The 20,656-nt window shown below is 68.2% G+C and carries 24 protein-coding genes, 1 pseudogene and 1 riboswitch; of the genes and pseudogenes, 10 read left to right on the top strand and 15 right to left on the bottom strand.

What is annotated here, in order from left to right; translation table 11 throughout:
* Together B2U11_RS06920 and B2U11_RS06915 are read right to left on the bottom strand one after the other, a co-directional pair.
* Positions 1-238: pseudogene (locus B2U11_RS06920) on the bottom strand (fructose-bisphosphatase class I); the annotation flags it as partial.
* A gap of 124 nt (positions 239-362) precedes the next feature.
* Positions 363-1,400 carry an alpha/beta hydrolase gene (locus B2U11_RS06915; protein WP_292070792.1) on the bottom strand — a complete coding sequence of 346 codons (1,038 nt, stop codon included), beginning with the start codon at positions 1,398-1,400 and terminating at the stop codon, positions 363-365.
* Between the two features lie 116 nt (positions 1,401-1,516).
* A riboswitch (glycine riboswitch) is annotated at positions 1,517-1,625 on the top strand.
* Between the two features lie 136 nt (positions 1,626-1,761).
* Here B2U11_RS06915 and gcvT point away from each other — a divergent pair.
* The 8 genes from gcvT (at position 1,762) to B2U11_RS06875 (ending at position 9,186) form a co-directional block, all read left to right on the top strand.
* Positions 1,762-2,874: a glycine cleavage system aminomethyltransferase GcvT gene (gene gcvT, locus B2U11_RS06910; protein WP_292070791.1), complete on the top strand. Its 1,113-nt coding sequence runs from the start codon at positions 1,762-1,764 to the stop codon at positions 2,872-2,874.
* A gap of 132 nt (positions 2,875-3,006) precedes the next feature.
* Entirely contained in the window at positions 3,007-3,372 is a 366-nt protein-coding gene (gcvH, locus tag B2U11_RS06905) for a glycine cleavage system protein GcvH (RefSeq protein ID WP_292070790.1), read from the top strand.
* 146 nt (positions 3,373-3,518) lie between these two features.
* A complete protein-coding gene (gcvPA, locus tag B2U11_RS06900; RefSeq protein WP_292070789.1) occupies positions 3,519-4,865 on the top strand; it encodes an aminomethyl-transferring glycine dehydrogenase subunit GcvPA in 1,347 nt (448 codons plus the stop codon).
* The gene (locus B2U11_RS06895; RefSeq protein WP_292070788.1) at positions 4,862-5,401 is read left to right on the top strand and encodes a surface-adhesin E family protein; all 540 of its coding nucleotides are present in this window, start codon (positions 4,862-4,864) and stop codon (positions 5,399-5,401) included. Before gcvPA ends, B2U11_RS06895 begins: the two co-directional genes overlap by 4 nt.
* Positions 5,398-6,966: an aminomethyl-transferring glycine dehydrogenase subunit GcvPB gene (gene gcvPB / locus B2U11_RS06890; protein ID WP_292070787.1), complete on the top strand. Its 1,569-nt coding sequence runs from the start codon at positions 5,398-5,400 to the stop codon at positions 6,964-6,966. The genes B2U11_RS06895 and gcvPB overlap by 4 nt, the downstream gene beginning before the upstream one ends.
* Positions 6,967-7,059: 93 nt before the next feature.
* Positions 7,060-7,887, top strand: coding sequence for an SDR family oxidoreductase (locus B2U11_RS06885; RefSeq protein ID WP_292070786.1), 828 nt, complete (start codon positions 7,060-7,062; stop codon positions 7,885-7,887).
* Between the two features lie 375 nt (positions 7,888-8,262).
* Positions 8,263-8,589, top strand: a complete 327-nt coding sequence (locus tag B2U11_RS06880; RefSeq protein WP_292070785.1) for a hypothetical protein — start codon at positions 8,263-8,265, stop codon at positions 8,587-8,589.
* A gap of 129 nt (positions 8,590-8,718) precedes the next feature.
* Entirely contained in the window at positions 8,719-9,186 is a 468-nt protein-coding gene (locus B2U11_RS06875; RefSeq protein WP_292070784.1) for a DUF6789 family protein, read from the top strand.
* A 71-nt stretch (positions 9,187-9,257) separates the two neighbouring features.
* Here B2U11_RS06875 and B2U11_RS06870 read toward each other — a convergent pair whose 3' ends face one another.
* The 5 genes from B2U11_RS06870 to B2U11_RS06850 form a co-directional block, all read right to left on the bottom strand.
* Positions 9,258-9,773, bottom strand: a complete 516-nt coding sequence (locus tag B2U11_RS06870; RefSeq protein WP_292070783.1) for a F0F1 ATP synthase subunit B — start codon at positions 9,771-9,773, stop codon at positions 9,258-9,260.
* Complete coding sequence (locus B2U11_RS06865; protein ID WP_292070782.1) at positions 9,773-10,345, bottom strand: hypothetical protein; 573 nt, start codon at positions 10,343-10,345, stop codon at positions 9,773-9,775. The genes B2U11_RS06870 and B2U11_RS06865 overlap by 1 nt, the downstream gene beginning before the upstream one ends.
* 66 nt (positions 10,346-10,411) lie before the next feature.
* Positions 10,412-10,636, bottom strand: a complete 225-nt coding sequence (locus B2U11_RS06860) for a F0F1 ATP synthase subunit C (RefSeq protein WP_008261286.1) — start codon at positions 10,634-10,636, stop codon at positions 10,412-10,414.
* Between the two features lie 57 nt (positions 10,637-10,693).
* Complete coding sequence (locus tag B2U11_RS06855) at positions 10,694-11,479, bottom strand: F0F1 ATP synthase subunit A (protein WP_292070781.1); 786 nt, start codon at positions 11,477-11,479, stop codon at positions 10,694-10,696.
* A 6-nt stretch (positions 11,480-11,485) separates the two neighbouring features.
* Entirely contained in the window at positions 11,486-11,845 is a 360-nt protein-coding gene (locus B2U11_RS06850) for an AtpZ/AtpI family protein (RefSeq protein WP_292070780.1), read from the bottom strand.
* A gap of 250 nt (positions 11,846-12,095) precedes the next feature.
* Between B2U11_RS06850 and ispH the strand changes: the two genes are divergently transcribed.
* Positions 12,096-13,067, top strand: a complete 972-nt coding sequence (gene ispH / locus B2U11_RS06845) for a 4-hydroxy-3-methylbut-2-enyl diphosphate reductase (RefSeq protein WP_292070779.1) — start codon at positions 12,096-12,098, stop codon at positions 13,065-13,067.
* 6 nt (positions 13,068-13,073) lie between these two features.
* On the opposite strand, the gene scpB is transcribed toward ispH, so the two are convergent.
* From scpB to B2U11_RS06820, 5 genes are all read right to left on the bottom strand, one after another.
* The gene (gene scpB, locus B2U11_RS06840; protein WP_292070778.1) at positions 13,074-13,745 is read right to left on the bottom strand and encodes an SMC-Scp complex subunit ScpB; all 672 of its coding nucleotides are present in this window, start codon (positions 13,743-13,745) and stop codon (positions 13,074-13,076) included.
* Positions 13,742-14,560, bottom strand: coding sequence for a segregation and condensation protein A (locus B2U11_RS06835; RefSeq protein ID WP_292070777.1), 819 nt, complete (start codon positions 14,558-14,560; stop codon positions 13,742-13,744). The genes scpB and B2U11_RS06835 overlap by 4 nt, the downstream gene beginning before the upstream one ends.
* A 48-nt stretch (positions 14,561-14,608) precedes the next feature.
* Positions 14,609-15,658, bottom strand: a complete 1,050-nt coding sequence (gene nagZ, locus B2U11_RS06830; protein ID WP_292070776.1) for a beta-N-acetylhexosaminidase — start codon at positions 15,656-15,658, stop codon at positions 14,609-14,611.
* A complete protein-coding gene (locus B2U11_RS06825) occupies positions 15,655-16,437 on the bottom strand; it encodes an SPOR domain-containing protein (protein WP_292070775.1) in 783 nt (260 codons plus the stop codon). Before B2U11_RS06825 ends, nagZ begins: the two co-directional genes overlap by 4 nt.
* Before the next feature lie 78 nt (positions 16,438-16,515).
* Entirely contained in the window at positions 16,516-17,706 is a 1,191-nt protein-coding gene (locus B2U11_RS06820; protein WP_292070774.1) for a deoxyguanosinetriphosphate triphosphohydrolase, read from the bottom strand.
* Positions 17,707-17,835: 129 nt separating this feature from the next.
* Here B2U11_RS06820 and erpA point away from each other — a divergent pair, with 129 nt between their 5' ends.
* Positions 17,836-18,153, top strand: coding sequence for an iron-sulfur cluster insertion protein ErpA (gene erpA / locus B2U11_RS06815; RefSeq protein ID WP_292070793.1), 318 nt, complete (start codon positions 17,836-17,838; stop codon positions 18,151-18,153).
* Here the strand turns inward: erpA and B2U11_RS06810 are convergent.
* The 3 genes from B2U11_RS06810 to B2U11_RS06800 all read right to left on the bottom strand — a co-directional run.
* Positions 18,137-18,337, bottom strand: coding sequence for a hypothetical protein (locus B2U11_RS06810; protein WP_292070773.1), 201 nt, complete (start codon positions 18,335-18,337; stop codon positions 18,137-18,139). The two genes, erpA and B2U11_RS06810, sit on opposite strands and share 17 nt — an antisense overlap.
* Positions 18,334-19,518, bottom strand: coding sequence for a PepSY-associated TM helix domain-containing protein (locus B2U11_RS06805; RefSeq protein WP_292070772.1), 1,185 nt, complete (start codon positions 19,516-19,518; stop codon positions 18,334-18,336). Before B2U11_RS06805 ends, B2U11_RS06810 begins: the two co-directional genes overlap by 4 nt.
* On the bottom strand, positions 19,428-20,656 hold a 1,229-nt coding region (locus tag B2U11_RS06800; RefSeq protein ID WP_292070771.1), incomplete at its 5' end, for a TonB-dependent receptor. The genes B2U11_RS06800 and B2U11_RS06805, both read right to left, overlap by 91 nt.

Here is a 20,656-nt window from a genome sequence, read left to right as displayed (position 1 = left end):
CGGGACAGGCCAGCAAAGCGTCGGTCAGGATGTCGTTGGAGATGACGTCGAGCTTCTTCTGCTCCTCGTCCTGCACATTCACCGCGCCCGAGGCGCCCAGCGCGCCGACCAGCGCCCCCTCCGCCACCACCTTGCGGATGTCGACACAGGCCCGCGCCACCACGCGCAACGTCGTCTTCAGACCCTCCGGCGCATCCAAGGCCTTGAGGTGATCGTCCAGGCTGATGCGGTCGGTCATGGCGGATCCTGAGCAGCTATTGTCGTTTCAGCGTTCATGGCGGGCCGACCGCCGAGCGGCAACCGCCGCGCACGAAAAAGGGACGCCCGAAGGCGCCCCTTTCGCGTCTCTTCGCCCACCCGGATCAGATCGGCAGGATGGCCGTGCCGAAGGCGCGCTTCAGTTCGTGGGCGGCCAGGGTCTGCGCCGCCATGGCGTCCGGCAGGACCTGCGCCATGCCGAAGAACTCGTGCGTCGAACCGTGGAAGGTCTTGTGCCGAACGTCGACGCCGGCCTGCTCCAGCTTCTCGGCCAGCAACTCGCCTTCGCTGCGCAGCGGGTCGATCTCGGCGCAGATCACCGTCGACGACGGCAGGCCGATGAGGTCGGCGTTCTCGACCAGGTTGATACGCGGGTCCTGAGCGTCGCCCTCGTTCTCGAAGATGTGCTTCACGAACCACAGCATCATCGGCTTGTTCAGCGGCTTGGCCGTAGCGTTCTCGACATAGGAGGCGTTGTCCATGTCGACGCCCGCGACCGGATAGACAAGCACCTGGTGCACCGGGGCCGGCAGACCCGCATCCCTGGCCATGATCGACACGCCGACGGCCAGGTTGCCGCCCGCGCTCTCGCCCATCACAGCCACCTTCTGCGGGTCGCCGTGGAAGCTCTGGGCGTTGTCCAGCACCCAGCGATAGGCCGCCAGGGCGTCGTCGTGCGCCGCCGGGAACTTGTGCTCGGGCGCCTGGCGATAGTGCACGGACACGACGATGACGTCGGCCATCTTGGACACGCCGCGCGGCCCGCCGTCATAGACGTCCAGATCGGCGATGACGAAGCCGCCGCCGTGGAAATAGACCACGACGGGATGCAACTTGTCCTCGGAATGCTCGTGGGGCTTGTAGATGCGGGCCTTCAGGGGGCCGGCGGCGCCGGGAATGACGATGTCGGTCGTTTTCACGCCCATGTCGTCGGCGGGATCCTTGCCGGCCTTGCGCAGCAGGGATTTCACGGCGTCCGTCGGCGTCGGCTGTCGACGCGCCTCTTCCGGCGACAGGGTCTCGATCGGCTTGGGGTTCAGGGCCGCCAGTTCGTCCAGCACCTTCTTCATCGGCGCGTCGGGCTTGGCGGGATGGTCGCGCGGCGTGTCGAAGTCGCCGAACAGCTTGTCAATAATCGACATTTTCTTTTTCCTGGGTTTCGAGCAGGGGTGTCGGCAGGGGAAACCGCCACGCGCCATGTCGTTCCCGACCCCACCCGTTCGGCTTGACTTCGCCCCGGAGTCGGTGGCTTAGGTCGGACGCTCTCGCGGGAGAGATCGCGTCCCTTCTCCATTTGGCGAAACGGGTGCGACGCCGAAGGCGCAACCGCCCCGGAAACGCTCAGGCAAAAGGACCGCGAAGCGCGATAGACGCTGGAAAGCCGCCGTATGGCGCGCCGACGGAGCAAGGCGGTCCCAGACCGCCGGAATCTCTCAGGCTTCAGGACAGCGGGGGCGCGAGACCGGCGGGCGACCGCTCCCACCCGCGACCCCGAGAGTCCGAATGACCGACGACACGCTGAAGATCACGCCCCTGAACGCCGCGCACAAGGCGCTGGGCGCCCGCATGGTCGGCTTCGGCGGCTATGAAATGCCGGTGCAGTACGAAGGCGTCCTGGCCGAACACCGCTGGACGCGCGAGCACGCCGGCCTGTTCGACGTGTCGCACATGGGCCAGTGCCGCATCTCCGGCGACGACGCCATCACCCAGTTCGAGCGGTTCGTGCCGGGCGACTACCAGATCCTCAAGGCCGGCAAGCAGAAGTATTCTCTGCTGCTGAACAGCGAAGGCGGCGTGATCGACGACCTGATGGCCGGCCGACCCGACCACGACGGCCTGTTCGTCGTCGTCAACGCCGGCAACAAGGACGAGGACTTCGCCTTCTGGCGCGCGAACCTTGAGGGCGACGCCAAGCTCACGGTCCTGGACCGCGCCCTGATCGCCATTCAGGGCCCCGAGGCCGCCGAGGTCATGGCCGCGCACGAGCCGGTTCTGGCCGAGATGGCCTTCATGGAATGCGCCCGCCTGATCCTGTTTGGCGTGGACTGCTTCGTCTCCCGCTCCGGCTACACCGGCGAGGACGGCTATGAGATTTCCGTCCCGGCGGATCAGGCCGAACACGTCTGGACCACCATCCTGGAAGACGCCCGCGTCAAGCCCATCGGCCTGGGCGCCCGCGATTCCCTGCGTCTGGAAGCCGGCCTGCCGCTGCACGGCCACGACATCGACCCGACCACCAGCCCGGTCGAGGGCGCCCTGACCTTCGCCCTGTCCAAGTCGCGAAGGGAACGCGGCGATTTCAACGGCGCCGAGCGCATCCTGAAGGAACTGGCCGACAGCCCCTCGCGCGTCCGCGTCGGCCTGATCGTCAAGGAGGGCGCCCCGGCCCGCGAAGGCGCCGAGATCGCCGACGCCGACGGAAACGTCATCGGCAAGGTCACCTCCGGCGGGCCCTCGCCCACCTTGGGCAAGAACATCGCCATGGGCTACGTCCCGCCCGCCTTCGCCGCCTTGGGAACCGACCTGAAGGTCATCGTGCGCGGAAAGGCCGCCGCCGCCGAGGTCGTGGACATGCCCTTCGTGCCGCAACGCTATTACCGGAAGCCCAAGGCGTAACACCACCCCGTCACCCTCGGGCTTGACCCGAGGGCCGGGCGATCAACCGCTCGTGCGAAGACATCGACGCACGGACCGCACAACATCCGATCCTCGGGTCAAGTCCGAGGGTGACGGGACAGGAGAGAAGACATGAAGTTCACCAAGGATCACGAGTGGGTCAGCCTGGACGGCGACATCGCCACCGTCGGCATCTCCAAACACGCCGCCGACGCGCTGGGCGACGTGGTGTTCGTGGAGGTGCCCGAGGTCGGCAAGACCGTCTCCAAGGGCGACAGCTTCGCCGTGGTCGAGAGCGTCAAGGCCGCCTCGGACGTCTACGCTCCCGTTGCGGGCGAGGTGGTCGAGGCCAACGACGCCCTGTCGACGGCCCCGGAAACCGTCAACTCGGCCGCCGAGGCCGATGGCTGGTTCGCCCGGATCAAGGTCTCGGACGCCGCCGAACTGGACGGCCTGATGGACCAGGCGGCCTACGACGAATTCCTCAAGACCCTCTGACCTTTCCTTCCGCTCATCCCGGCGAAAGCCGGGACCCAGTTCTTTCGCGGGGCAGGGTGCATGGGATGAGCGTCAGCCTTTGATCGTTGCGAGCGATCGCCCAAAGCACTGGGTCCCGGCTTTCGCCGGGATGAGCGGAACATTAGATGCGCTACCTCCCCCTGACGCCCGACGACCGCACGGCGATGCTCGCCGCCATCGGCGCCGAATCCATCGACGACCTGTTCGTGGACGTTCCCGCCGCCGCACGACTGGACCGCCCCGTAGATCTGCCGCGCGTGGCGGGCGAGCTGGAGGTCGAACGCGCCTTGTCGGCGATGGCGGCCAAGAACGCCGTCGCCGGCGCGGTCCCCTTCTTCTGCGGCGCAGGCGCCTATCGCCACCATATTCCCGCGACGGTGGACCACGTGATCCAGCGCTCGGAGTTCCTGACCAGCTACACCCCCTACCAGCCGGAAATCGCCCAGGGCACGCTGCAATATCTGTACGAGTTTCAGACTCAGGTCGCGAACCTGACCGGGATGCCGGTCGCCAACGCCAGCCTCTACGACGGTTCGACCGCCATGGCGGAGGGCGTGCTGATGGCGACCCGCGTGACCCGTCGCAACAAGGCGGTGATCTCGGGCGGCGTCCACCCGCACTACGTCAAGGCGACCGAGACCGTGGTCCACGCCGTCGGCGTCGAGACCCTGGCCTTGCCCGCCGCCGTCGACGCCGAGACCGCCGTCATCGACCAGATCGGTCCCGACACGGCCTGCGTCGTGGTTCAGACCCCCAACGTCTTCGGCACGGCCACCGACGTGACCAAGATCGCAGAGGCCGCCCACGCCGCCGGCGCCCTGCTGATCGTTGTGGTCACCGAGGCCGTGTCGATGGGCCTGCTGAAGTCGCCCGGCGAGATGGGCGCCGACATCGTCGCGGCCGAGGGACAGTCGATCGGCAACGCCCTGAACTTCGGCGGCCCCTACGTCGGCCTGTTCGCCACGCGCGAGAAGCTGATCCGCCAGATGCCCGGCCGCCTGACCGGCGAGACTGTGGACGCCGACGGCGAGCGCGGCTTCGTCCTGACGCTGTCCACGCGCGAGCAGCACATCCGCCGAGACAAGGCGACCTCGAACATCTGCACCAACTCGGGCCTGTGCACCCTGGCCTTCACCATCCACATGAGCCTGCTGGGCGAGACGGGCCTGCGCAAGCTGGCCCTGCTGAACCACGAAAAGGCCGTCGCCACGCGTGACGCCCTGGCCGCCATTCCGGGCGTCGAAATCCTGACCGACCGCTTCTTCAACGAGTTCGCGGTGCGCCTGCCCAAGAACGCGGCCGAGGTCGTGGATCAGTTGGCCGCCCATCACGTCCTGGCTGGCGTGCCCTACAGCCGCCTGGCCCCCGACGCCGGCATGGACGATGTCCTGCTGGTCGCCGCGACCGAGACGACCCTGGATGCCGACATCCAGATTTTGGCGAAGAGCCTTTCAAAAGTGCTGGTTGGATGAAGAGACGACTTGCCACTTGCACCGGCGTCTTAGGTCTATGCCTAACGACGTTGGCAAATGCGCAAACCGATAGCCCCGATCAGCCCGCATTGATCTCGGACGCCATAATCGGAAACGGTGAGGGCAACTGGAGACCGGTTTTCGACTGGATTCAGAAGAACGTGCCGTCAGAAGAGTTTGACAAGCTAGCAACAATCAACACGTCGATGGCGGTTTGGGTGGACTCTGGCTCGCTCGTCCGTATCGGATCAAATGTGAAGGCATGGGTCCACATTGAAATCTTCTCAGAAGAGGGCGCGGAGGCAGCTGGCTTCCGATCGATGATGTTGCTTCATGAATACCGCTGCGACACCCGACAACAACGTCAGTTGGCTGGTGCAAGTTACTCAGGCACAAATAGGTCCGGCATAGCTGACGATTTTGATGAAAGCCGACCTAGTGCTTGGCGCTTTATCCGTCCTGACCAAATCGACGACGACATTTTAAACGCTGCCTGTAATGGCATTCGCATATTTGATGGAACAGCCGTCCAATGAGCACCATGAACACCGTCGGCCGCCCGACCGCCCCCAACGCCGTCGCCGCAAAGCCCGCCACCCTGACCGGCGCCCGCGGCCTGTTGCAGGACGAGCCGCTGATCTTCGAGGGCGAGGGCTGGGGCAAGACCGGCGTGGACCTGCCCGAACCCAAGGGCGACGCCTCCGACCTGGGCGACCTGGTCCGCAAGGATCCGATCGGCCTGCCCGGCCTGTCCGAGCCCGAGGCCATGCGCCACTATGTGCGCCTGAGCCAGAAGAACCACGCCATCGACCTGGCCATCTATCCGCTGGGGTCGTGCACGATGAAGCACAACCCGCGCCTGAACGAGAAGATGGCCCGCCTGCCCGGCTTCTCTGACATCCACCCGCTGCAGCCGATCTCGACCGTACAGGGCGCGCTGGAGCTGATGGACACCCTAGCCCACTGGCTGAAGACCCTGACAGGCATGCCCGCCGTCGCCCTGTCGCCCAAGGCCGGCGCCCACGGCGAACTGTGCGGCCTCATGGCCATCCGCGCCGCGCACGAGGCCAAGGGCGAGCACGCTCAACGCCGCAAGGTGCTGGTGCCCACCAGCGCCCACGGCACCAATCCCGCCACCGCCGCCTTCGTCGGCTATTCGGTGGTGGAAGTGGCCCAGACCGACGACGGCCGGGTGGACGTCGCCGACCTGGCCGCCAAGCTGGGGCCGGACGTGGCGGCCATCATGGTGACCAACCCCAACACCTGCGGCCTGTTCGAGCGCGACATCCTGGAGATCAGCCGCCTGACCCACGAGGCGGGCGCCTATTTCTATTGCGACGGCGCCAACTTCAACGCCATCGTCGGCCGGGTGCGCCCCGGCGACCTGGGCGTCGACGCCATGCACATCAACCTGCACAAGACCTTCTCCACCCCGCACGGCGGCGGCGGACCGGGCGCGGGTCCCGTGGTGCTGTCGGAAGCCCTGGCCCCCTTCGCCCCGGCCCCGTGGGTCATCCATGACGCCGACGGCTATCGCCTGGTGGAGCGCGAGCAAGACGAGGCCGAACAGGCGTTCGGTCGCCTGTGCGCCTTTCAGGGCCAGATGGGCATGTATGTCCGCGCGCTCAGCTACATGATGAGCCACGGCTCGGACGGCCTGCGCCAGGTCGCCGAGGACGCGGTGCTGAACGCAAACTACATCAAGGCCCGCCTGTCGGACCTGATGTCGGCCGCCTTCCCCGACGGCCCCTGCATGCACGAGGCGCTGTTCGACGACGAATGGCTGAAGGGCACGGACATCACCACGCTCGACTTCGCCAAGGCGATGATCGACGAGGGCTTCCACCCGATGACCATGTATTTCCCGCTGGTCGTCCACGGCGCCATGCTGATCGAGCCGACCGAAACCGAGTCCAAGGCCGAGCTGGACCGCTTCATCGAGGCCATGCGTCTGCTGGCTGAAGCTGCGAAGTCGGGGGACACGGACCGCTTCAAGGGCGCGCCCTTCCACGCCCCGATGCGTCGTCTTGACGAAACCCGCGCCGCCCGTTCGCCGGTGCTGCGCTGGACCGCGCCCGAAGGCTCCAACCAGGCGGCCTGACGCCGATATCCTCCCCTTCACACGGAGGGGAGGACCATGCCGACCGCGCCGCAACGGCTTGTTCGCCGGGAACCCGCGCGGCAATGTCGCGCGATGACCTGGACGCCAGACGCCATCCCCGATCTCTCCGGCCGCCTGGCCGTCGTCACCGGCGCCACCGGAGGGCTGGGGTTCGAAACCGCCTGCGTATTGGCCGCCAAGGGCGCCGAGGTGGTTCTGGCCGCCCGCAATCCCGACAAGGCCGCCAGGGCCCAGGTCGCGATTCGGTCGCGACACCCCCGTGCGGTCGTGCGGTTCCAGGCGCTGGACCTGGCGGCCCTGGCTTCGGTTCAGGCCTTCGCGGAGCGGATGACGGCCGAGGGACGCCCTATCGACATCCTCATCGACAACGCCGGCGTCATGGCCCTACCCCGCCGAGAGACGACCATCGACGGGTTCGAGATGCAGTTGGGATCCAACTATCTGGCCCATTTCGCCCTGGTCGGGCGGATGTCGCGGCTGCTGATCGCTGGCGGCGCGCGCGTGGTTCAGCTGTCCAGCGTCGCCCACCGCGGCGCTCGCATCCGCCTTGACGATCTTAACCTGACGTCCGGCTATCGGCCCTGGAGCGCCTATCAGCAGTCCAAGCTGGCCATGCTGATGTTCGCCATCGAGCTGCAGCGGCGCAGCGACGCGAACGGCTGGGGCCTGACCAGCGTCGCGGCCCATCCCGGTTTCGCCAGCACAGGCCTGATGTCGAGCGGCCCCAGCGGCCTGATGCGTCTGGGCCTTCGGTGGCTGACGCCCCTTCTCAGCCAGTCCGCCGCAGCGGGCGCGCAGCCCATTCTCATGGCCGCGACCGCGCCCGATGTCGCGCCGGGCGGCTACTACGGTCCTCAGGGCATCCAGGAAATGCGCGGCCCGCCCGGCCCAGCGCATTGATCGGGCGGCGCTCGACCCCGACATTGCGCGTCGTCTGTGGGTCGAGTCGGAGCGCCTGACCGGCGTCCGTTACGGCTGACCGCATCGGGCGTGGCGGCGAGACCACAGGGCGCCGGCTCTGTTGGATCATGACCAAAGCTTCACCTGTCGGACACGCGACGGCCATCGACGCAGCGCCTTCGTAGGGCTGTGGCGCGGTCGCCACGGCCGCCGTTTCCTTTCCCGACGAGGGATCGCACGGCCGCGGCGGCCGTTGTCATAAGGCGCCCTCCTACCCACCTGCCGTATTCCGTGACCTACGCTTCCTCCCTCGCCCTGCCCTCGCCCGCCCGATCCCGCAGCCGCCTGCTGCGGACCGCCCGGCGCTGGGCGCTGATGGCCGGCGGCCTTCTGGTCGTGCTGCTGGGAATACTGATCGCGCCGCTGCCGGGCCCTGGCGGCATTCCAGTGATCGCGGTCGGTTTGATGCTGATCCTGCGCAGCTCCTTCTGGGCCAAGCGTCAGTTCATCCGCGCCCAGTACGCTCGGCCGAAATGGGTCTATCCGTTCCGCCGACTCATGCGTCGCAAGCCCGAGATCGCGCCCGTCTTCTGGCAGCAGGCCCTGCGGGCCGAAAAAATGGTGCTGCGCCGGCGCCGCCGTCTTGTGCGGTTGCGTAAGCGAATTCGCCGTTCTTTCAGAAGGCTTTTTCGCCGTTCGTAACGGTGAATCGGCGCTCGTCGTGCTGCGCGTGCTAACCACGGGAAGTTGAACCCGCCCTGCGCCTGACCGGCGTATTCTCCCTTTCGCGTTATCAGAGAACCGTAACAAGCGTTGGGAGGCGCTCAGGTCATGATGTCACGCGTACAAAAGGGCCTGGTCGCCGGCGTCTTCGCCACGATCGCGGCATCACTGCTCGAAATCCCGAACATGTTCCTCAACTGGTTCGACCCCTTCCAGGGCGTCATCGCCAGCGTGATCGGCATGCCGGGCAATCTGGCCGTGGGATGGGGCATTCACCTGTTCAGCGGCGTCTTCATCCTGGGGCCGCTGTTCGGCTATCTGTGCCCCCGTCTGCCCACGGACACGCCCGAGACCAAGGGCATCGTCTTCGCGGTCGGCGCCTGGGTGGTGATGATGCTCGGCGTCTTCATGCTGGGCGACTACCGCACCTTCTCCAGCGGCGCGGGCTTCGGCACCGTGGCCTGGCTGCTGATCACCCATGCGGTGTTCGGCATCGTGCTGGGCAATGTCTACGCCCGCCTGGTCGCGCGTGAAAAGCGTGGGGCCACGATCATCGGCGGCGCCCCCGCCCACTGACCTCGCGCTCCGGCGCATAAAAAGGCCCCCGACGGAGACGCCGGGGTCCTTTGATCGTTCGGGTCCGCCGATCAGTTCAGCCGGTCGCCGATCTGGGCGATGGCCGCATCCAACAGCGGATCCTTGGTTTGGCCGGCCAGACGCGCGGCCAGGATATCCTCGGCGGCCTTGGCGGCCAGGTCGGCGGCGGCGGCCTTGACCTCGGCCGACGCCTGGGCTTCCGCCTGGGCGATGCGGTTCTCGGCCAGCTTCTGGCGACGCGCCAGCGTCTCTTCCAGCTTTGCCTTGGTCTCGGCTTCCAGTCGACGCGCGTCCGCCTCGGCGGCGGCCAACAGACCGGCGGCCTGCGCCTCGGCCTCGGCCTTTTCCTTGCGGATCTGCGCCAGCATGGCCTCGGCCTCGGCGCGAAGACGCGCGGCCTCGTCCAGGTCGGCCTGGATCTTGGCGCCCTTAGCGTCCAGCTGGGCGGCCGCCATCTTCGGCACGCCCGCCGCGATCAGTATGCCGAAGAAGATCAGCAGACCGACGCCGACCCAGATCTCGGCGTTCGACAGATTCCAGATGCCGTGTTCGAAGATCAGGTTCATCAGGCGGCTCCCTTGACGGCGGCCAGTTCAGCGGCCGTCGCGCCCTTGCCCGTCAGGCGCTCGACCATGGCGCCCGCGGCGTCGGAGGCGATGGTGGAGACGTTCGACATCGCCGCGTCGCGGGTCTTGCCGATCGCGGCCTCGGCTTCGGCGATGCGGGCGTTGACGACCGCCTCTTCCGCAGTCTGGCGCGCATTGGCCTCTTCGGTGACGCGCGCCTTGGCGGCGGCGGCGGCGGCCCGCGCATCGGCACGGGCCTTGACCACCTCGGCCTGAGCCTGGGCGGCCTGTTCGGCGGCTTCGGCCTGGACCTGACGCGCCGTGGCGACAGCGGTGGAAATGGTGTCTGCCCGTTCGTCCATCACCTTGCGCAGACGCGGCGCGAAGACCTTGGACACCAGAAGATACAGGACGGCGAACAGGATCAGCAGATAGCCGATCTGTCCGGCCCAGTGCTCGAACTGGAATTGCGGCAGGCCGCCCGAGCCGTGCTCGCCGGGCGTCGCCGTCTCGGCGTGCAGGTCCCGTTCGACCGAAGGCGGGACCGCGTCGATGGTGTGGGTGCTGGCCATGAACCGTCTACTGCAGGATCAGATGAGCGGCGCGCAGGCGAACCCCGCGCGCCGTATCGGCTGATATCAGCCGAAGATCATCAGGATGCCGAGCACGAAGGCCAGGATGCCCAGGGCTTCGGCGAGGGCGGCTCCCACGAACAGGTTGCCGACTTGGCCGGCGGCGGCCGACGGATTGCGCAGGGCGCCGGCCAGGAACTGGCCGAAGATGTTGCCCACGCCCAGGGCCGAACCGATCATGCCCAGGGTGGCGAGACCAGCGCCGATGTACTTCGCGGCTTCAGCGTCCATGATTGTATTCCTAGATTAAAGTCGTTGGTGGTTGGGGTGAAGAGGCTGAACCGGCCCTTAGTGGGCGTGGTCCAGGTTGACCACATCGTTCAGATAGATGCAGGTCAGAACGGCGAAGACGAAGGCCTGGAGGAAGGCCACCAGGAACTCCAGCGCGGTCAGCGCGACGACCATGCCCAGCGACAGGGCCGCCACCGGGAAGGCCAGCAGGCCCACGCCGCCGCTCAGGCCCAGCAGGCCCAGCGACACGACGAAGCCGGCGAAGATCTTCAGCGCCACGTGGCCGCCCAGCATGTTGCCGAACAGACGAAGCGCCAGGGTGATCGGCCGCAGCAGGAAGGAGACGAACTCGATCAGGCCCACCACCGGGCGCAGCAGCAGCGGCGCGCCCATCGGCCAGAACAGCTTGAAGAAGCCCAGGCCGTTCTTGGCGAAGCCGACGACCAGCACCAGGCCGAAGGTGATCAGCGCGAAGGTGGCGGTGATGGCCAGTTGCGACGTCGCCGTGAAGGTCAGGAACAGGCCCAGCAGGTTCATGCCCAGGATCAGCAGGAAGATCGTGAACACGAACGGGAAATACTTGCGACCGTCGTGGCCGATGATGGAATCCGCCAGGTTGTCGATCAGGCCGAACACGCCTTCTCCGGCGGCCTGCAGACGGCCCGGCACCACCTGAGCGTTCGAGGTCACGGCGGCCAGGAAGCCGACGATCGCCACGAAGGCGGCCGTCATCGCGATGTGCGAGTTGGTGATCGCCAGGTCCACCGTGCCCAGCACCGGCAAGGTCACGTCGGGAAGGTCGATGACCTTCTGGATCTGAAACTGATGAATCGGATCGGCCATAGAGCCTTATCGTTCCTCGTCTTCGCCGGCTTCGACATAGGGTTCGGACGGAGCCGTGGTCCCTTGCGCCTTCGCCTGCGCCATCAGCCGGTTGGCCGTACGGCGCGCCATGTAAATCGACAAGGCGAAGCCCAGAAGGACGCCGCCGATCAAACCCCACGGACGGGTCCCCAGGACCCAATCCGCGACGAAACCGAACGCCAGTCCCACAAAGACCCCGCCGAGCAGTTCGGCGATGATCTTGTAGGCCTGCCCGGCCACCTTCTGGCCGGTCAGTTCGGCGGATTTCTCCGCCGTGGTCCGCGCCTCCAGTTCGGATGCGCTTTGCTGGAGGCGTTTGATCGCCTCTTCACGCGATTCCGTCATAGGGGACAGGGCCTGTGCGCTCAGCGCCCGAACGGTGCGTCCGGGCGGGTCTGAATTCGGCGCGGAAACTAATCGTGAGCGGCCGATAGGTCAAGGCGCGCGACATAAGACTTAAGACTTTGTCTATATTCGGTTTTCTTCATCCACAGGGCCGACGTGACGAAGCGTCGCTCTCCATTATGTGAGAATCCCGCCCTTGAGCCGCCCGACGCCGTGGCGGGTCGAGCCGGGAAGGACTAGGTTGGCGGTCATGAACGCCCACGTGCCGCCTCCTTCGCCCGAACGCCGCCCGATCGCCGTGCGCCTGGCGACGCCGCGCGGCTTCTGCGCCGGGGTGGACCGGGCCATCCAGATCGTCGAGCGCGCCATCGAGAAGTACGGCGCCCCGGTCTATGTGCGTCACGAGATCGTCCACAACCGCCATGTGGTCGAGCGGCTGAAGGCGATGGGGGCGGTCTTCGTCAAGGAACTGGACGAATGTCCCGACGACCGGCCGGTCGTCTTTTCGGCCCACGGCGTGCCCAAGTCGGTGCCGGCGACGGCCCGCTCTCGCGAGATGCTGTTCCTGGACGCCACCTGCCCCCTGGTGTCCAAGGTCCATGTCGAGGCCGAGCGCCATCACGCCGCCGGGCGCCACATCGTCCTGATCGGGCACGCCGGTCACCCCGAGGTGATCGGCACGATGGGCCAGTTGCCCCCGGGCGCCATCAGCCTGGTCGAGACCGAGGAAGACGCCGAGCGGTTCGAGCGCCCCGGCGACCAGCCGCTGGCCTACGCCACCCAGACGACCCTGTCGGTCGACGACACCGCCGGCATCCTCAAGGTGCTCAAGCGCCGCTTCCCCGAACTGCCCGACCCGCACAAGGAAGACATCTGCTACGCCACCACCAATCGGCAGGAGGCGGTCAAGACCCTGGGCCAGGGCTGCGAGCTGGTGCTGGTGGTCGGCTCCAAGAACTCGTCCAACTCGGCCCGGCTGGTCGAGGTGGCGATGCGCGCCGGCGCCCGCGACGCCCGGCTGGTCGATGACGCCTCCCAGGTCGACTGGGCCTGGTTCGACGGCGTGGACACCGTCGGCGTCACCGCCGGCGCCTCGGCGCCCGAACCCCTGATCGCGGCCCTGGTCGAGGCCATCGCCGCCCGCTTCGACGCCGTCGTCAGCGAGGACGCCGGCGCGCGCGAGACCGTCACCTTCAAACTGCCCCGCCTGCTGACGGCCTGAACCGCTTCAGCGGTCCTCGCCGACGAAGTCCTGGGCGAACTCGGGCGCTTCATCTTCCAGCGGCAGGGTCCCATCCTCGTCGTCGGCCTCGGACGCCCGCGTGGGGTCCGGCACCTCGAACCCGACCGGCAGCGACAGGTCCAGCAGACCCGCCGCCTTCATCTCCTGGACGCCAGGCAGGTCATACAGGGTCGCCAGGCCGAAATGCTCCAGGAAGCGGTCCGTGGTGGCGTAGGTCACCGGCCGACCGGGCGTTCGCCGCCGCCCCCTCAGACGCACGAAACCCATCTCCAGCAACAGGTCCAGCGTGCCCTTCGACAGGCTGACGCCCCGCACGCTCTCGATCTCGGCGCGGGTGACGGGTTGGTGGTAGGCGATGATGGCCAGGGTCTCCAACCCGGCCTTGGACAGGCGGCGCGGCTCCTCGCGCTCTTGGGTCATCATGAAGGCCAGGTCCGGCGCGGTGCGGAAACGCCAGCGGTCGGCCACGCACTCCAGCTCGACCCCGCGCCCCTCATAACGCGCGCGCAAGCCGGACAGGGCCCGCGCCACATTGCAGTTCTCGGGCAGGCGGGCGGCGATCTCGGCGGCGCTCAACGGCCCGGCGGCGGCGAACAGCAGCGCCTCCACCCGTCGCTCGATCTCGGCCTCGTCGGGTTGGAAAGACAGGTCGCTCACGGCGTCAGCTCCAGCGCCTGCCCGGGACCGCGCCGCTTCAGATAAAGGTCGGCGAACGCCTGCGCCTGCCGAATGTCCATCGCCCCCTCCTTGACCAGCTCCAGACTGGCCGAAAGGGTGGACGCCGTATAGCTGGCCTGACTGGGTCCGTCCTCGTCCTTACGATGGGGCGCAACGCTCTCGAGCGGGGTCCATTCGGCCAGCTTCGGCATGATCTCGCGCAGCCAGTCGCGCGCGGCCTCCAGCGGAAAGGCCTCGACCCGCTGGCCGGGGGCGTAGCGCCGGGCCTCCTCGCGACGGCGCTGCGCCACATAGGCGCTCATCAGTTCGTACAGGCTGGCGTCGATGCGGTCGGAAGGGACGATCACCGTCGCCTCCGGGTCGCCGCGCGTGAAGACATCGCGCTTCAGCTGGGGCCGCGCCATCAGCTGCTCGACCGCCTTCCTCATCGCCTCCAGCTTCTGCAGGCGGAACGCCAGGGCCGCGGCCATCTCCTCGGCCGGCGGATCCTCCGGCTTGCCCTTGTCGGTGCGCGGCAGCAGCAGGCGCGACTTCAGATAGGCCAGCCACGACGCCATCACCAGGTAGTCCGCCGCCAGGGCGAAGTTGCGCCGCCGCGCCTCGTGGACGAAGGCCAGATACTGTTCCGCCAGCTGGGTGATCGACAGCTTCAGCAGATCCACCTTCTGCGTCCGCGCCAGGGCCAGCAGGACGTGCAGCGGGCCTTCGTATCCGTCCAGGTCGACCACGAAGGCCTCGCGGTCCTCGACCTCCTCGGCGTTGAAATCCAGATTGGGCTGAAACGCTTCAGACATTCTCTGGGCCTGTCGCGCCTTGCGCTACTTGAGGCCGCGCCGTGCGGATCACGCCTGCGCCTCCCCGACGTCCGGCCCCTTGGCGGCGTCCAGCCGTCCGCCCACCGTGCGGAAAAAGCGGTCGTGCGCGGCCACGGGGTCCAGCGGCTCCGGCGCGCGCACGATCCGCGCCAGCGCGGCCTCGGCGCGGCGACGCGCCCCGCCCTTCAGCGGCCCCACCCCCTGGGCGACCTGGCGCATCTCGTCCATGTCGCCGTTCCAGTGGATGACGACGTCGCAGCCCGCCTTCAGCGCCTTGTGCGCCCTCTGGGTCAGGCTGCCGGACAGGGCGTTCATCACCAGGTCGTCCGACAGCAGCAGCCCCTTGAAACCCAGGCGCTCGCGGATCAGGCGGATGGCGGCCTTGGACTGCGTGGCGGGGCGCTTCGGGTCGATGGCGGTGAAGACGATGTGGGCCGTCATGCCGATGGGCATGTCCGACAGCGCCTTGAACGGCGCGAAGTCCCAGGCGTCCAGCGTCTCCAAGTCGGCATGGACCGTCGGCAGGGCCTTGTGCGTGTCGGCGAAGGCGCGGCCGTGTCCCGGCATGTGCTTGATGCAGGGCAGCACCCCGCCGGCCAGCAGCCCTTCCGCCGCCGCCCGGCCCAGCAGGGCGACGGTCTGCGGATCGCGGCCATAGGCGCGGTCGCCGATGATGTCGTGGGCGCCGGGCACGGGCGTGTCCAGCACAGGCACGCAGTCGATGGTTATCCCCACCTCGCGCAGGTCATGAGCCATCAGCCGAGCGCCCAGCCGGACCGTCTCCCGCGCGGCGTCCAGGTCGTTCGCCGTCTTCAGATAGGCGTCGGCAGGGGGATACTTCGGCCAGTGCGGCGGCCCCATCCGCTGGACCCGCCCGCCCTCCTGGTCGATCAGGATGGGCGCGTCGCGATCGCCCAGAACGGCGCGCATCTCGTCGGTCAGCGCCCGCACCTGGTCCGGCGTGTCGATGTTGCGCCGGAACAGGATGAAGCCCCACGGCCGCACTTCGGCGAAGAAGGCCTTTTCCGCCTCCGTCAGCCGATGCCCGACGCAGCCGTAGATGGCGGCAGCCGTCACCGGACGATGCAGTCCCGGCCCGCCGCCTTCAGGGCGTTGCAGAAGGCGGTCGCCCGCTCACGAGACAAGCCCGCGAAGGCGGTGCGGTACAGGGTCGACCCGCTGGAGGTCGTCACTTCCGTCACCCTCTTCTGGGCGCCCGAGGCGTACTGGCCGAAGCGGCCCGCCACGGCGGCGTACTCGCGGTCCGCGATCTCGGTGGAAGAGAAGGCTCCGATCTGGACCGAGGCCGATCCCCCGGTCGCGGCGGGCGCAGCGGCCGGCGCGGTCGGCGCCGGCGCGGCGGGCGTCGTCGGCCGCGGCGTCGGCGTGGTCGAAGTCGCCGGGGCGGCCGGCGCCAGCCCCTGGCCGGTCGGCGCGGCGGCGGGCGGCGCGGCGGGCCGCGGCTGGGGCGCTTCCGGCGGCGGGGTGAAGGTGATCGGCGCGTCGGTCGTCTCGGTCGCCTCGTCGCGATAGACGCGGATGCCTTCGGCGGGATCGATCGGCTGGGCGTCGATCGGGGCGGCGGACTTCATCTCGCCCACGGGCTGGCCCACCGCCGGCGGCGCATCGGTCGAGGCGCGCAGGCCCGAGCGATAGAAGAAGATCACGGCGACGATCAGCAGCAGCAGCACCGCCGCGCTGACGATCAGGGTCACCGGCGGCGTGCGTCCGCCTCCCCCGCCCACGCGGCGGCCGCCGTCGCGCGGATCGAAGCTGTTGCGGCGGAAGGGCAGATCGTCGTCAGTCGGCGGCGTATAGGCGCCGCGGCCGGGTCGGTTGTCGTCATCGAAGGACATGGGGCGCTCCGCCGTCTCAAGCCGGCGCGAATCGGTGCGCCGATCCGCCATCCTAACCCGCCGCCCCGCGCTTTCGAATCACAGATCGAGCGCCAGGTCGAGGCTGAACAGCTTCTGGTGCACCTCGATGGCGTAACGATCGGTCATGCCGGCGATATAGTCACACACCGCGCGCGCCCGGCGCGTCCGGTCCTCGGTCAGGGCCGGCGCGCCCCATTCCGGCGGCATCACCTCCGGCTCGGCCATGAACAGTTCGAACAACTGCGACAGCACGCGCCGCGCCTGGCTGCGCGTGCGGTTCACGCGGTAGTGGCGATACATCCGCTCGAACAGGAACTTGCGCAGCACCGCCAGGTCGGCGTGCATGGGCCGCGAGAAGTCCACCATCGTCCGCCTGGCCAGACGCACGTCCTCGGTCGAGCCGATCCGGTCGTCCTCGATCCGCCGCGCCGTTTCGGCCAGCACGTCCTCGACCATGACCCCGATCATTCGCCGAACCGCCTCGATCCGCAGCATACGCTCGTCGATGCCGGGCCAGTCGCGGCGCACCTGGGCCAGGATCGGCCCGATCAGCGGAACCTCCGCCAGGTCGTGCAGGGTGAACAATCCCGCCTGAACCCCGTCATCCACGTCGTGGTTGTTATAGGCGATGTCGTCGGCGATGGCCGCGCACTGGGCCTCCAATGAGGCGAAGGTGCCCAGGCGCAGGTCCCAGTCCGCCTCCCCGCCCTGGCGATAGGGCCGCACCACCGACCAAGCCGGCTCGTCCAGCCGGTGCGCCACAGGCCCGTTGTGCTTGATGACGCCCTCGACCGTCTCCCAGCTGAGGTTCAGCCCCTCGAACTGTGGATAGCGCTTCTCCAGCTCGGTGACGACGCGGAAGCTCTGGACGTTGTGGTCGAAGCCGCCGTGATCGGCCATCTGGATGACCAGCTCGTCCTCGCCGGCGTGGGCGAAGGGCGGATGGCCCAGGTCGTGCGCCAGGGCCACGGTCTCGGCCAGGTCGTCGTCCAGCCCCAGCGCATGGGCCAGCGACCGCGCGATCTGCGCCACCTCCAGCGAATGGGTCAGACGGGTGCGGTAGTGATCGCCCTCGTGCGCCACGAAAACCTGGGTCTTTTCCTTCAGGCGGCGAAAGGCGGTCGCGTGGATGATGCGGTCGCGGTCGCGGGCGAAGGGCGTGCGCGTGCGGCTGGGCGGTTCGAAGAAGCGGCGGCCCTTCGTCAGCTCGGGCAGCTCGGCGGTGGCGGCTCTGGGCGTCTGGCTCACGTCATCAACTTTGAAGGCGGGCCCTTTGCGAACGCCCGCGCCCGCCTCATATAGACAGGCGTGAGCACCGTCCAATCCACAGACCCGTCCACACCCGCCTTCTCGGTCGCGCCGCGCGCGCCGGAAGGCATCGTCCTGGCCGCCAGCGCCGCCAAGCGTCTGGCGAAACTGGGTGCGGCCGAGGGCAAGGCCCTGATGCTGCGCGTGGCGGTGGACGGCGGCGGCTGCTCGGGTTTTCAGTACCGGTTCGACCTGGTCGAGACGGCCGAGGACGACGACCTGCGCATCGAGACGGACGGCCAGGCCGCCCTGATCGACCCGGTCTCCATCCCTTTCCTGAAGGGCTCCGAGATCGCCTATGTCGACGAACTGGCCGGCGCCCAGTTCGTGGTCAAGAACCCAAACGCCGCCTCCAGCTGCGGCTGCGGCGTCAGCTTCTCGATCTGACCAGGGCCCAGACTGTCGCCAAGACGGTTGAGGCCAGCAGGGCCGAACCGATCACGTCCCATGCGCCGTCCTCCAGCAGGGCGCCGACCAGGCCGGTCAGGCTCAGGGCGAACAGCATGATCGGGGCGCGAAACACCGCCCACAGGCTCAGGTCCTTGCGATTGGCGTGATGATGGCGGCTCATGCCGGCTTCCGCCGCTTGCCCAGCCACAGGTAGAGTCCCGACCCCAGGATGACGATGGTCGCCAGGTCCAGCAGGGCCCAAAGGATCTTCAGCGCCATCCCGCCGTAGTCGCCGAAATGCAGCGGCTGCGACAGCGACAGGGTCTTCACATACCAGGGCGTCTCGGCCACCGCCGCCAGCTTGCCGGTGCGGGCGTCGATCAGCGCCGGCGTCGTCAGGTGCGTGGTCAGCGGCGTGTCGCCGTGGAAGAACACCGCATAGTGGTGATCGGTCGAATAGTCGGTCCCCGGAAAGGCCACGAACTGCAGCTGCATCCCTGGCAGGGCCTGGCGCGCTCGCGCCACCGCCGCATCGAGGGAACTGCGCTCGCCCACCGGCGCCGGATGGTCGTAGGCGGCGGTCAGTTCCTTGAGCGCCGTCTCCTTCCAATAGGCCAGGATCGGCGTCGCCAGGGTGTTGACCACGCCCGTCACGCCCACCACCAGCACCCAGCCGACGGTCACCACGCCCAAGAGGTTGTGATAGTCCAGCCAGCGCGTCCGCGCGGCCTTCTTCACGCGCACCGTGCCGAAGGGCAGCCGCCTCATGAAGGGCGCGTAGAGCACCACCCCCGACACCACCGCCACGACCAGCAGCAGCCCCATCGCCCCCAGGAACAGCATCCCCGGCAAGCCCAGGAACATGTCGGTGTGCAGCTGCAGCAGGAACTCCATGACCGGATGGCCCGCCACCGGCGGCGCGGCCGCTCCCGTGGTCTGGTCGATCGGCTGGAACGAATAGCGCCCGGCCGGCCCGGCGGGATCGACGCTGGTCACATTCACGACCGGCCGGTCCTCGTCGAAGCTCATGAAGGCGGGGACCTCGCCCGGCTTGCGCTCCAGGGCGATCGCCAGCACCCGGTCCAGGCTCAGGCGGGGGGCCGCCATGTCGCCCGTCGCGGCCTGATCGCCCAGCAGCAGTTCGTCCAGCTCATGGGTGAAGACCAGCGGCAGGCCGGTCAGGCACAGCATCAGCAGGAACAGGGTCGAGACCAGGCTCGACCACTTGTGAACCCAGGACCAGGCGCGGATCGTCCGCGTCTTCATCCGGCTCAGAACTCCGCGGAGATCGACAGGCGATAGGTGCGCGGCGCGCCCAGCGTCAGGTATTTCGACCCCGGATAGCCGCCGACGGCGACCCACTGGTCCTCGTCCGCCAGGTTCTCCACCCGCGCCCGCACCGTCAGCGGCTTGCCGCCGGCCTCGAAGGCGTAGCGGACGCCCGCGTCGAAGCGGGTCCAGCTGTCCAGTTCGACCGTGTTGTCGGCGCTTGCGGCCTGCGAGCCGGTATGGACCGCCCGCCCCTCAAGCGTCAGGCCGTCCAGACCCGGCACGTCCCATTCGACGTTGTCGTTGATCTGGAAGTCCGGCACGCCGATGGCCGACTTGCCTTCCAGCGCCGGGTTCAGCGACTGATTGATCTCGGTGTCCAGCCAGGTCGCGCCTCCGATCAGCCGCAGGCCCGTCACGGGCTCGCCGAAGACGGTCAGCTCGACGCCCTGGTTCTCCTGTTCGCCGCCATCGCTGTAGATCGCCGTGTCGGCATCGAAATAGGCGGACGGCAGGGTGGTGCGGAAGACGCTCAGCGTACCGCCGAACGACCCGGCGTCGTACTTGGCGCCGACTTCCATCTGTTCGGCGCGATAGGGCTCCAGCACCTCCCCGGCGTTGACGACCGGCACGCCGTTCACCACCGCCGGCGCTGTCGTGCCCGGCGCCAGCGCCTCGGCGTAGTTGGCGTAGAGCGAGATCGCACCAGACGGCTTGTACACCAGGGCGAAGGCCGGCGTGATCGCATCGCTGGAGTAGGACGAGCCCAGCGCGCCGGTGTTGTAGTCGTAGGACTTGGTCTCGATCTCCTGGTAGCGGGCGCCGATCGTGGCCAGCAGGCGGCCGTCGAACAGGCTCAGCATGTCGGCGACCGCAACGGACGACGTCTTGACCCGCTCGGTCACGCCCGGATCGTCCAGGTCGCCGCCGACGAAGAAGTCCGGCGCCGGAGGGGCGACGAAGACGGGATCATAAAGGTTGTTGGCGAAGCCCGCGAAGTTGGAGAAGGCGTAGGCGTTCCTGGACTTGGACTGAACCTGCGAGGCCGAGGCCACCAGTCGGTGCCCCACCGGCCCGGTGGTCACGTCGGCCCGCACGCCGATGTCGCCGGACCACACCGTGTCCTCGCGCGCATTGTCGAAGCGGTAGGCGCTCAGGGTTCCGTCGGGCTGCGCCGTCGGATTGGCCAGGACGTTGTCCTCCTTGCCCTGCCGGCCGCCGAACGCCGCCC

The organism is Brevundimonas sp. UBA7534 (genome assembly GCF_002479325.1).
Taxonomy (GTDB): domain Bacteria; phylum Pseudomonadota; class Alphaproteobacteria; order Caulobacterales; family Caulobacteraceae; genus Brevundimonas.
This window is presented reverse-complemented; position numbering and strand designations above follow the sequence as displayed.